Genomic DNA, 12911 nt, shown 5'->3' with positions numbered 1-12911 from the left:
ACCGTGTGGGGGTCGTGGTCGCCCTCCCTGGTGAGGGCTCCGCCACGACCTACCACCTGCGCCCTCCCGGGGGCGGGACCCAGTGGTCCGCGCCCGCTGACGGGACGACGCTCAGGCCCGTGCCGGTGAAGGCCACCCACGCGACGCTGCTGGCCGGCCGGGACGCGGTCTACGACCCGAGGGCCCGGCAAGGGTCGGTTCCCGTCGAGTTCCACTTCGATGACGGCTCGACCCTCAATGGCGCCCTCATCCTCACCACGGCGGAGCTGGAGCGGTTGTACGCGCAGACCAGCCGCCTCTTGGATGCACACGAACGCGCCCTCGGCGGCACCTCGTGATCGGGGCACGGCGCCGCCATGCCCGAATCGCCGCGTCCACAACCGCACGGGCCGACCACGGAGGTCGAATCGCGCTCACGTTCCTGGCCGTCGCCGGCCTGGTCGGCCCGGCCTGGGCACTGCGTGAGCACGCCGGCCCGCTCCTTGAAGGAGCTGGCCATCGGCCCACCGCCGTCGCACCGGACGCGAGCCTGCCCTCGGACCGCTGAGGCCCTTTCCGGCACCGCCGCCGTCTGCCCGCGCTCGACCGCCGGAGCCTCCCGCGCTGCTCTCTCGTCGAGCGGCGCTGAAGAACCGCCCCGCTCAGCGCGGCTTCGGCTGCCCGGGGCGGGACGGCCTGCACCTCGTCAGCCATCTGGAACATCCACGCGTGATTCCCCAGGGAGGGATCATGGACATCCCGTACATCGTCATCGACCAGCTCGTCCCCGACCAGCAGCAGGTCTGGAAGACGTACTTCGGCGACGCCGACCGCCCCCGCTACATCGAGGAAGGCATCTGGCGCCGCACCCAGGAGAAGGCCACCGCCGGCCAGTCCGGCTGGGCGGCCTCCGACGACGCACGGCGGCGGATCATCCACTACCGCTACCGGTACGGCCTGGTGCCCACCACGGCTGCGCCGGCCATCGGCTTGACCGACCTGTACCTCTATCACTCCGCATCCGCCCCGGCCGACGAGATCGACGCGCACCACGACGCCCTGTGGGATTCGCTCGCCACCGGCGGCTGGAAGGAGGCCCCCGGTGGATTCTTATGGACACGGCGGGATCTGAAGTGCCGGATCACCGAGCACGACGTCCACCCCCAGGACGCCGCTGCGGGCCGCACCCTCCCAGCCGGCTACCGGAGCCTGGACGTGCAGATCGCCTCTGTGTCCTACGCGCCGCCGCCCGCTGTCCGGCAACTGCCGTGGAACGTGCTCTCCACCGGAATCCGGTTCAAGGACCGCCCCGGCACGCCGACCCGCGTGCCGGACCTGTCCGTCCTCGTGGACTTGCGGCCGTTCCAGGTGGAGATCGGATGCGGTACGTCGGTCGAGGCGGGTATCCCGCCCCTGCACCGGCTCCACGAGATCTACCGGGTCACCGACCGCCAGGGCCACGAGCCGCGTGAGCATCGCTTCACTCTCTCCCCGACCGCGGACACGCTCCTCCATGAGGTGCTGACAGAGCCGGAGGAGAAGACCGCGGAATTCGTGGAGATGTTCCGTGCCTGCTTTCTGGCCGAGCCGACTCCGGCCATGTGGGCGCTGAAGGAACTGAAGGACGCCGGGCACCTCGTCGGCCCGGTCATCACCAACAACTTCGACGTGCTCGCCGCGCGCGCCGGCCTCGACGAGTGCTTCATGCGCCGCTACGACCAGGCCGTACCCGACGTCGAGTGGGTCGACGGCGCCAAGGCACTCCTCGTCGTCGGCCTGCACGCCGACCGACGCAAGGTCCAGGCTCGCGCCCGTGCTCGCGGCATGCAGGTCGTCTACCTGGATCCGGAGGGCTTCTGGCACGACGGCCAGTTCATGCCGTACCCGCTGGAGGGGCCCCAGGACGGTGATCTGGTATGCCGGGCAACCGCCGCTGAGGCGCTGCCCGCACTCGTCAATCTCCTGAAACGGCACGCTGGTTGATTCACCTGCACGAAGAGGGCCGCGCCGGGGGGGGTGACGCTAGCGTGACGCACCCGGCCGGCCCGGACTCACCGGGCGGGCGAGAGGCAAGGAAAGGAGCGTAGATCCCATGCGCGTATCCGTCATCGGCTGCGGTCACCTGGGCATCCCCCACGCCGCTGCCATGGCCGAGATCGGCCACGAGGTCATCGGCGTGGACTTGGACCAGGCGAAGATCGACCGCCTCAACGCCGGCGAGTGCCCCATCTACGAGGACGGCCTGCCCGAACTCCTCACCACCCACACCGCCACTGGACGACTGCGGTTCACCACCAGCCTCGAAGAGGCGGCCGAGTTCGCGGACGTCCACTTCCTCGCCGTGGGCACGCCGATCGACGCGGACGGACGCAGCTACGACACCGGACAGGTCTTCGGCGCCGCCCGCGCCCTCGCCCCGCACCTGACCCGCCCGGCAGTGGTCATCGGCAAGTCCACGGTCACCGTCGGCACCTCACGCGACCTCGGCGCACTCCTCGCGCGTCTCTCCCCGGCGGGTGAGGACGTGGAGGTCGTCTGGAACCCGGAGTTCCTCCGCGAGGGCCACGCCATCGACGACACCCTGCGACCCGACCGGATCGTCGTCGGCGTCCCCTCGGCCCGCGCGGAGGACGCCGTTCGCCAGGTTTACGCACCTCTCCTGGCGAACGGGATCCCGCTGTTCGTCACCGACCCCGTCACCGCCGAACTCATCAAGGGCGCCGCCAACGCCTACCTCGGCATGAAGATCTCCTTCATCAACGGCGTCGCCGACATGTGTAACGCCGCCGGAGCCGACGTCCAACAGCTCACCGAGGCCATCGGCCTCGACCCCCGTATCGGCCGCGGCGGCCTCAACGCCGGCCCCGGTTATGGCGGCGGCTGCCTCCCGAAGGACGTCCGCGCATTCACCGCCTCCGCCCGCACCCTCGGCGCCACCGAAGCAGCAACCCTTCTACGAGCCGCCGAGGAGGTCAACGAATCGCGGCCCACCGCCGCGCTGAGGCTCATCGAGCAGACTCTCGGCCACCCCGTCGACGGCGTACGCATCACCGTCTGGGGAGCTTCCTTCAAAGCTGGCACCGACGATGTCCGCGAATCCCCGGCCCTGGCGATCGCCGCCCTCATGCACCAGCGCGGAGCGACCGTCACCGTCCACGACCCGCACGCCGTGCCCACGGCACTGCGTCGGCACCCGGAGCTTGACTACGCCGAAGCCCTCGACGACTCCGTCCAGGGCGCCCAACTGATCGTCCTGGCCACCGGGTGGCCCCACTTCCGAGAGGCCGACCCTAAGGCCCTCGCCCCACTGGTCGCGGACCAGGTCCTCGTCGACCTCCGCAACCTCATCGACGCCGACGCCTGGCGCATGGCCGGATGGACCGTACGCCAGCTCGGACGACCCGCACAGGAATAGCCGAAGCCATCGAACCGGAGGTCCGCCGTGGACACCCTGTGGGACAACATCGAGAAGCTCTCCGCCGTCTGCCGTGCGGCAGGCGCCCACCTCCCCGACGAGGAGCTCAAGGCCCTCCAAGTCGGCAAGGTCGCCGAGGAAGCCGGCGAGGCCATGCACGCCCTCCACGGCCTGAAGGGCCTCACCACCCTGCGGCGACGACCACGCCTGGTCCGAGGTCCAGAACGACCTCGTCGGCGCCGTCATCGCCGCTCTCCTGGCGATGCACTACATCGACCCCGCTGGCGCCCGCGACACCTTCGAAGAGATCCTCCACCGCCGGACGCGCAGGGGTCGCGGAGCCGCCCCTGCGGCCTAACGACCTCCGGACGCGGCCGTCGACCGCTCCAGGTGAGCGCGGTTGACTGCCGCGTCCGGCACACAAGCTGCGGCAGGCACCTGCTCCCAGCGCGGTAGAACTTTCCCTACTTCATCAAGACCCGCGCACGGCGCGGGCGCGCGTCGCCTCAGCGGCGCGGCCTGCCTCTGTCTTCGCCCCGGCTGGCCACGCCAGGCGGCGCGCTACGTGCCGCGGGCTGAAGCCCGAAAGCCATCCGTGGCTTCAAGGCATGCCTCCGGCTGGGGCGCCGTTTGCGGGTACCGGCGGATTCGTGGTGAGTGTGGCGGGCTCCCATCCCAACCGCCTTCGGCCAAGGGCGTCAAGGTCGTTCGTACAGTGCCGCGCTCCACCTTGAGGCGCTGAACCACGCCCACTCCACGGTGTGTGGGTCGAAGGCGGACGGGATGGGAGGTTGGGGCAAGCGAGTACTCCAGGCTGGATGTCCACCGTGCTCGCCCCCATCACCGGGCCGCAACAGAGGTACGAGCAAAGCAGCCGAAAACGCACCGCTGTCAGTGCGCGCCGCTAGATTCACTGCACGGGTGTCTGCATGCATCGGGACGCCGTCCAGCGTGGCGTTCACCCCCGTGCTGCACCGGTTCGCACCCCAACCGGGTTGTGACGACAACATACGCAACAGAGGCCGCCATGATTTGGGACTACGACGGTGCGACAGCTCTGGGCCGAGTCAAAGTAGTAAGCGCCGACAAAACATTTGTACACGTCGAATACCCCAACGGAAACACAGCAATTTGCTTCTCCGAGGAACCCTCAGATTTCAGAGTGGGGGATGTGGTGTTCATTACGGAAACCTCCTTGGAGACAGCACCTCCAGAATTGTGGCCCTCAGAAAGATCATGGGTTGGAGTAATTAAGCTACTGCACGCAACCGAAGCAGTAGTGGAAATCGGCAGCAGCCTACAGATCATGCCTCGCCCTCAGGAACTAACCTTGCACGTTGGCAATACGATCGAAGGCACGGGACTGGAGACGATTAACCGCGTCGTTTCAGACACTCCCATTCGCTACCTCGACCTAGCAAATGTCGACGATGTAACGATCAGACAATTCAAGGAACCACCGGAGAACACTTACTCGTTCGAAGATTTCGCAGGATCAGCTGGAATCGTAGCGAGGGCAAAAGAGCTCATTGAAACCCCCCTGAAGTACCACCAAGAGTTGGAGGAGATTGGAGCACGCCCCATCAAGGGCGTTCTCTTCACTGGGGACCCAGGGACCGGAAAAACACTACTCGCAAGAATTATTGCGAACAGGTCTGACGCCGTCTTCTATCAAATTAGCGGCCCGCAAATCATGAACAAATGGCTGGGCCAAAGCGAGGAGCTTATTCGCAAGATTTTCGAAGACGCCGCAAAACAAGAAAAGGCAATTGTCTTCTTCGACGAGATTGATAGCCTGGCGACTCAGCGGTCCGACGACTCTCACGAAGCATCACGAAGAATCGTTGGTCAACTCCTTTCATCTATGGACGGGTTTAAACGCGATGAGAACGTCGTCGTAATTGCAACAACCAACCGACCGCAAGATATTGACTCCGCTTTGCGGCGTCCAGGAAGATTCGACTGGGAAATTCACTTTCCGCTACCGGGCATAGGCGATAGGGAGGCGATCTTGCGGAAGTCTCAGCCTCGGGGAGCGGCGGCTGACCTTCCACATGCGATCATTGCCGAGAAAACTGACACATGGTCGCCGGCCGAACTGGTTGCGATTTGGAGCGAAGCGGCGCTCTTCGCTGTCGCCGATCGACGCAAGAAGATCCTAGAGGAGGATTATCTGGGAGGTTTCGAACAAGTGACTACGCAGCGAGCTCGCAAGCAAGCCGAACGGACATCCCGCGATGAAGGACTCATTCAGTGATTAGACGCCTAAGGACCTGGTGGCACCGCATCAGAAATAAGCCCCAGCACGAGGAAAACCCTCTTCGAGAATTCATGTACCTGGACGAGGTGAGTGTTACCAGTCTGCTCTCGTCACGCACAGGGGCAATTCCGTCTGAAATCACTGACACCATGTCGACGTCATCTAGATCTGAGGTAACCCGAGGACTCGAGGCGGATATCAAGATTCTGAAACCCAGCATGGGTTCAGTATTGGAGAACACACGGACCCAAGATCGTCAGGTTTTGAGAAAAGCTACCATCCAGGCGACCTTCAGAGACCTGTATAAAAACGAGAGGGAAAGACTGACAATTTGCCCTGTCCCTGAATCGGTTGACTTGCCCTCCCGAAGTCAGCTATATGCATTGATGGACTCCCCGGAACGCATTCTAGATTCACCATGGATTATCAGCTCTGAACGTCTCGCCCGCGGCAACCTGATCGAAGTAGAAGTCGAGCTTCAGGCCGATCCAATCTTCCGCGTCAGCGCGTTCTTTTCTAGCTTCCTCGACATGATCACAGATAGTGAGGAGCTGGCAGGTCAGGTAGACCAGGCTCAGGCGTCCAAAGTTCGAGAGTTCAACGGAATTCTCGAAAGGCTGCGAGTGGGCCTGATCCCCATCAGGTGCCGACTGGTCGATTATCAGACTTTCGCAACGACGAGGGGTGAGTACCTTATTCACCGGAGACTCGTTGAGGCCCTTCCCGAGGATAGGCGGCCTGCCCTAACCCCAGCCTTCCTAGTGGGAGTGACCGAGCAAGACTTGTACTGGAAAGACACTAGAAGAATTCTATTCTCCGACGCAGAGGTCAGAATTCTCTGCCGGTTGAACAAGCTTGGAATTCAATCCACGTGGAATTCGGTAAAGCTCGCCGACATGGTGGGTTCCTTGCTGCCAGAGTTCTCCGAAATGATGAATAGTTTCGGATCTGACGCGCTACACGCGATGATGACCAATACTGGAGGCAGCGGCACGCATGATTCAAATGCGGAAACCCTGGTCACATTCGCCTCTCTGATTGCTACCGATGCAGGCATCTCATTGAGTGATGAGGAGCGCGCTGAGGTGCAGAGGTTGGCGATGGAAAATTCACATCTCCTGGAAGGTGAGCTTCCGGAAATTAGAGCAGCCTTTACATCTATTTCTGATTACGTTCTCACCCAGCATGGGGCGGAACTAGACGCGGAGAGGGTCTCGAGCCTCCGTACACGAGCCAGAAGTCAAGCAGGATTGCGGCAAGGGCTGGCTATCCAAGGGACCAGTAGCGCCCCTGCGCCAGACACCGAACAAGGCAGGTTCCTCGACTCCGAGGTAATCGCGATTTACTGGTAACAAACATCTATGACCGGCGACGGCGGCCGTGCCAGAACCGCGCCATTGACACTGGTAAACACCGGCCAACGTCAGGCCCGGATCCAGTCCGACCAGATGGGGCTGGGCTCCGTTGCCCCAGAAACGGGCAGGCTCGTGCTGGATCACCAGTGATTCCCAAGCTCAGAGCGCGAGTTAGATTCTCGTCACCCGCTCTCTTCGATGAGACCCCAGGTCAGCGACCTGGGGTCCCATCGTCGTCTAGACCTGATCAGGAACCAGTGACCCTCGACCAGCAGGAGAGCAGCACCGGTTCGGGGCTGTGCAGACCGGTCGTGTCCACGTCGAAGACTTGGAGGGCACGAAGGATCCGAATGGCGTCGAGGGCTTCGGGTCCAGGGTCCAGGCCGGCGGCGCTGGCGGCTGCTCCCAGGTCCTCGAACGGCAGTCCCTGCTCTGTCATGAACTCCAGCACAGCGGTGAACGCCGACCATCGGAACGTCTCCGGTACAAGACCCACCTGGGCCAGGAAGTCGGCCGCGCCCTCGATGCTCTCCAGCCGACTGCGTACCGACTTCAGGGCAGCGCCCTCCGAGTCGCCTCGGGATACCTGTTCGGAGAGTTGATCGATGAGCAGCGGCCAGCCGCCCGTGGTCTCCGCCACCCGTTGCAGCGCCGCCTCCGACGTGAAGGAGTTCTGGTCGAGGGACCAGGTGCGCAGTCCGTGCCGGGTGAAGCGCCTCAGTGGGACGACTTCCACGCCGGACGTCTGTTCGTCCGACAGCAACGATGCCCACAGGGTGAGCTGCTCCAGCCCTGCCACGACCACGGCGGAGCGAGTGACCCCTGGGCCGTCGGGCAGTCGGGTGGTCGCCAGTTCCGGGGAGATGAGGCAGGACTGCTCGCCGGGAGACTTGACGGTCAGGTCGGAGACTACGAGTCGGCTCATCCCCGGCTCGCCGCCGACGAGTTCCCGCTCGAAGTCGGCCCTTCGGGCCACATGCGGCATCTTCCAGCCGGTGGTCTCAGCGATCTCGCGCAGCGCGGCGGTGACCCGGTTCACGCCGGTGGCGGGAGAGCCGAGTACCACCCGAGCCAGATTCCGGCGACCCGGTTCGGAGCCGGAGACCTGCCTGCCCGGCAGGATGTCCGCAATCTGTGCGGCGGTCAGTGGACAGTGCGAGTGGGACTTCGCGGACTTGTGTCGTGTCTCCAGGGCGCTCAGCCGCTCGGTCACCTGCCGACTGGAGGTATTTTCCAGCTGCGCGTCAACGTCCTCCAACGTGCCGATCATGCTGAGGGCGTTGGCGCTCCGCAGATGCCAGCCCCTGTAGTCCGGGTCGGGGGCGAGGACACCGAGACCCTCCATCTCCGTTAGGTAGGCGCGGAACTGGTCCGGGTCCAGGTCCCTGAAACCCTCTGCCCACCAGTAGGTGCACTCGTCGCGCAGTTCGGCATGGGTCATCCGGGCGTCGATCCCGTGATGATGAGCATGGTGCGCCACCACGTTGGCGATCATGTTGTACCGGGAATCGAGCCGCAAGGTGTCGTGGAAGGCGGCGGTGATGCTCCGCTGGAGGTCCTTGTCGGACTGTACGCGTTCGACGTCGTCGCGGGCGATGAAGTGCAGCGGACCCGACTTCGCCTCCCGCCTCTTGGCGTGCATGGTCTGCACAAGCCGGTGGGCGAACATCTGTAGCAGGAACGGCTGGTACGAACAGTGGCCCAGGATGCGGTGCACCAACTGCGGCTCCAGGAACTGGTATCCCAGTGCGGCCAGCGGTTTGAGAAGTAGGTTCGCCGCGTCCTGGGGCTGGAGCGGGCCGATGACTGTCGGGTGCTGCGAGAGGTGGCTGAACGGATTGTTCGCCGCGAGGGTGGCGTATCGCTGTACCGAGTGGAGCCCGGCAAAGACGATCTTGACGCCGTCGTTGGTCTCGGAACTGAGGTCACGCAGCCGCCGGGTCTCGGTGAACCTCGGCGAGTCCGACTCGAAGAATCCGTCCGCCTCGTCCAGCATGATGAGCATCCGCCGGCTGTTGTCGGCCTTTAGCCAGGCCCTGATGCCGGTCAGCACGTTGTCATAGGTGAGGGTCGCATCGGCCCGTACACGCTTGGGCAGCGGAAGGGCTCCCTCCTCCAGCAGCCTGCGCCCGATGAGATTCCACACGGCCGAGGACTGGCCACTGGTGCCGTTGTAGGTGGAGTCCAGGCTGAGAGCCATGCTGATGTGAGCCGTGGGCGCCTGTGCGGTGAACTTCCGGCCCGCTTCCTTCAGCAGCGCAGACTTGCCGAGCCCTCGGCCCCCGAACACCACCTGGTTGCCCACCGGGTTCTGTACGGAGCCGAGTTCCTCCAGGCGTCCGAAGAACATTTCCTCGGCCACCCGGCCGCGCTTCTCACTGACGTACGGATTCACGGCCGAAAACGGCAGCAACACCCGCATCGCCGGGTCAAGCAACTGGTTGCCCCTGGCGGCGAGATAGGCGAGGGCTGCGTCGTCAAGCACCACCATGGGCCGACGTCCGACGCTGAGCGCGGCCAGCGATGTCCGGGCGTGCGCGGAAAGGGTGCCGAAGTACGCGACGAGCAGGCTCTCCTGGCTGGGGTCCTGTTGTACGCGGGCCATCAACGCTTCCGGAGTCGGCTGGCCCCACGCCAGCATGACCCGCAGCCTGCCGCGCAGGGCGGACCCGAAGGACGGCACCAGGGCTTCTCCCGTGTACCGGACCTCCTGGAGGTCCAGGAAGCGGTGTTCGGGGGTGGTGCTGCGCTGACGGTCTCGTTGCGGTTTGCGCAGGCTTCGGTATCCGATGAGACGGAGCGCCGGCATGAGCAGGTTCTCCTCGCTCAGGCCCTCCGTCCTCCTGACGCCCCGTCGTGAGGCCATCTCTCGCCAACCCGACAGACCATTGGCTGCCTGATCGCTGAACTCCTGGGACATGGTGGAGAAGTCGAGTGCGTCAAGGTTCTGGTAGCGCTCCCGGGCCCGAACCGCCCGAATGAGTTCCTCGGTGATGCCATGGGGCAGGGCATCGGGCACCGACGGGAAGAAGGCGTTCAGCGGGTGGTCCCCGTAGCGCGTGTCGGGGATGCTCTCGCCGTTGGAAAGGTGAGAGATCAGCTCCTCGGCGGTCAGCAGGTCGCCATCGTCGAGGAGGGGAGTCACCCGTGTGACGTCCTCGGTCCTCAGGCCGGGGATCTCCATGAGCCGCGCCCGCAGTTTGGCGGTGGCCGTCGCGTGGGCACGTTCGAGCTCCTCCGACAATTCGTCGAGCCGTTGCCGTGCGGAGGCGAGGTCGGATTTCGTGGTGAGCGCGGGCGCCTGGAGCCGGTGTTCAAAATCGCGCTCCTCCTCTTCCTTGAAGACGCCGTTGACGCGCGTGCGACGCAGCGAGTCCTCCAATACCCGCCGCTTGCCTTCCAGGGCGGCCACAGTGTGCCGTGCCGCCTCCCCCACCGCAAGGTGCACGCTCTCGTCGGTCAGCTCTTCGTGGCCATTCGGGCCAGGGGGCAGCAGACGCATCTCGGAGAGACCCAGGAGGTGAGCCGCGAGGTCGAACCGTTCGGCCACCCGATGGCTGTCGATGACGTCCAGCCACGATCGTTCGGCGCTCTCAACGATGCTCTCGGCGGTCAGTTCCGGCGGAATCACGCGTCCGGTCGCCTCTTCCACCCGCACGCCGGGGAGCTTGAATAGGTCCCTGCCCAGGACGACTTCCGCCGGGTACTCGGCGGGATCGAGCCGGGTGTCGCCCGACAGCAGATCGAAGGTAAGCCGCAGCGAATCCGCTGCCGCTCGCATGGCGGACCGCGTGTAGGTATCGTCGGCGAGCGACTGTGCCGCCAGGTCGTCCAGCACGTGGTCGCGCAAAGCCAGCACGGCCGCGCGCATCGCCTGAACCTGGTCGATGCTCCAGTCATTCGCTCCGACCTCGAGAGCGCGAGCGGCGACGACCCACTTGTCGGCCGAGCGCAGCCGGTCGTTCATCAGCCTGAGCAGGTTCTGCCTGGCTGGTCCTTCCAGGCGGCTCCTGCTGGATTTCATCAGCCTGCGGTCGACCTCGTTGAGTTCGTCCTGGAGGGCGGACCCGTTGGCCAGTGTCCGCACGCCGTCCGCGACCTCGTCCAGGCCGTCCCTGTCGTCGTCAGCGGCCCGCCGGAGCAGGCTGCCGATGAGTCCGGAGGGCGCGAGCCAGAGCCGTGTGATCTCGGTGGCCCGGTTGAACCGGATGCGGGGCAGTTGGTCCAAGCCCTGCCGGCATTCCTCGCGGGCCTCCTGGAGGGAACGTTCCAGTTCGGCCGTGCCACGCGCCAGGGCGAGCGGCGGGGAATGCAGCAGCATGGACTGGAGCGCGCACCGGGAGACCTCGTCGGCCACGGACACGAGGCTCGGCGGCAGTACGGCGGCCACCTGCTGGAGCGGAGCACTGGTCTCGGCGTCCCCGGTCACAAGAACGACCCGCAGCAGAGCGGTCGTGACGAGAGCCGCGTCGGGGCGGCTTCGGACGAGGGCGTCGACGTCCATCCCGGCCAGTTCGGCGCGTACCCGCGAGGCGCACTCTCCGCTGGAGGAACGGAGCGCGAGGGCGTACGCGGAGATCCGCAGGGCGGCGGTACGGAATCCGGGTTCAGCGTTCTGCTCGGCCAGCGCCGCGGCGGCGCCGTAACGGTGTTCGGCCACCAAGGGGGCGAGGACGGCATCCGGGGACTCAGCTGACCCGAGTGCTGTGTCCGTCTTCACGGCCGTGTCGTCGGCCGGGTGCGGGAGCTGCTGCGGCAAGAAGACGCTCGAAGCGGCGGGCTGCGCGGACGCTGGAGCAGGGGGCGGGGTCTGCCGCCGACCGGCAGTGAGCAGCGGACCGTCCGCCGCTTCGGCGGAGCGGGACGGCGCGTCTGGCTGTTTCGGGAGCTCGACGGGCTGCCGGTCTTCCCCCGGGGCGGGTCCCCGGCGCGGCCCGGATGCGACGTCATGGTCCGCGGGACCCTCGGTCCTCTGTGAGCAAGGCTCCGTCGTACGGGGGCTCCCGTGCGGGTGCCGGCCGCCGGGGCCGGAGGCACCGCGGGCCCCGTGAGCCCGTACGGCATCAGCGTGGGCTGCTTCGCCAAGCTCTGGGTCCACTCGCGTTCCCCCGCCCTCGGCCGGCTCGACGACCGCTCCCGCTGCCACGTCCGCGGTCGTGTCCCGGGCCGGCTCCGAGTCGGGTTCGGGGGAGGACGCGAGGTCGGCGTCCGGGGCGGGCCTGAGAGTCAGACCCCCGTACTGCGCGGCCAGCACGAGGAGGGCGGGGGCCTTCGCGGACATCTCCTGGAGAAGCCCGAGGATTTCAGCCGAACGTTCCTCGCCGCTGTGGGCGAGTTCCACCATTCTCAGCAGAATCCCGAGGGCCTCGGCGTCCGACCGGTCCTGCTGGGACCAATCGGCTCGGGCTAGCAGCGCACGGGCGGCCCCCCGTGCTTCGGACACGGCGGCGGCGGACACGGTGGACGCCGGAGCGCGGCGCAGCTCGTCCACATCGGCAAGCCGGGTGCGCAGTGCTTCGGAAGCGAGTGTCTCGGCCACCGAAACCGTACATTCGCGAAGGCTGCCGAGGTCGGACCCGGGCTCCGCACCGTAGGCCCTGAGTCCCGCCAGCGCATCGTCGAACGCCGCCGTGAGCTCGTGGAGCGAGACGAGGTCCGCGTCGGCCGGCCGGCTCTGCGCGGACACCGAGCCGGCAAGCCGCCAGACCGGCTCGCGGGCGGCCGTCAGCGCCCGTTCCACGCGCTCGACGGCTACGGTGAGCGCGGCGGCGTCGGGCTGGAGCTCCACGGTCCCGCCGTGGTCCGCAGGCTCCTGTGGGGCTGCGGTCACGGCCGGTTCCGTCCCGGTGCCGGTGGAATCGTCCTCTCCTCGCAGAGGCTTAGACCGTGTCCTATGTGGGGG

At 66.0% G+C, this 12911-nt stretch carries 6 protein-coding genes; 5 read left to right on the top strand and 1 reads right to left on the bottom strand.

Annotated features, from left to right (window positions below):
• Window positions 1–14 precede the first annotated feature (14 nt).
• From BFF76_RS22675 to BFF76_RS32745, 5 genes are all read left to right on the top strand, one after another.
• Complete coding sequence (locus BFF76_RS22675) at window positions 15–338, top strand: hypothetical protein (protein ID WP_244167327.1); 324 nt, start codon at window positions 15–17, stop codon at window positions 336–338.
• Between the two features lie 391 nt (window positions 339–729).
• On the top strand, window positions 730–1962 hold the full coding sequence (locus BFF76_RS22670; protein WP_065848945.1) for an SIR2 family protein: 1233 nt from the start codon (window positions 730–732) through the stop codon (window positions 1960–1962).
• Between the two features lie 109 nt (window positions 1963–2071).
• A complete protein-coding gene (locus BFF76_RS22665; RefSeq protein WP_065848944.1) occupies window positions 2072–3394 on the top strand; it encodes a UDP-glucose dehydrogenase family protein in 1323 nt (440 codons plus the stop codon).
• Window positions 3395–4421: 1027 nt separating this feature from the next.
• Window positions 4422–5651, top strand: a complete 1230-nt coding sequence (locus tag BFF76_RS31555; protein WP_079122457.1) for an ATP-binding protein — start codon at window positions 4422–4424, stop codon at window positions 5649–5651.
• A 74-nt stretch (window positions 5652–5725) separates the two neighbouring features.
• Entirely contained in the window at window positions 5726–7006 is a 1281-nt protein-coding gene (locus BFF76_RS32745; protein ID WP_141695647.1) for a DUF6414 family protein, read from the top strand.
• Between the two features lie 250 nt (window positions 7007–7256).
• Here the strand turns inward: BFF76_RS32745 and BFF76_RS22660 are convergent, their stop codons facing one another.
• Entirely contained in the window at window positions 7257–12839 is a 5583-nt protein-coding gene (locus BFF76_RS22660) for a hypothetical protein (RefSeq protein WP_208604869.1), read from the bottom strand.
• Between the last annotated feature and the right edge of the window lie 72 nt (window positions 12840–12911).

Origin of the sequence: Streptomyces mutomycini, from assembly GCF_001700505.1 — a bacterium.
Lineage (GTDB): Bacteria > Actinomycetota > Actinomycetes > Streptomycetales > Streptomycetaceae > Streptomyces > Streptomyces mutomycini.
Note: the sequence above shows the minus strand (reverse complement) of the source record. Positions and strands in the feature narration are given on the sequence as shown.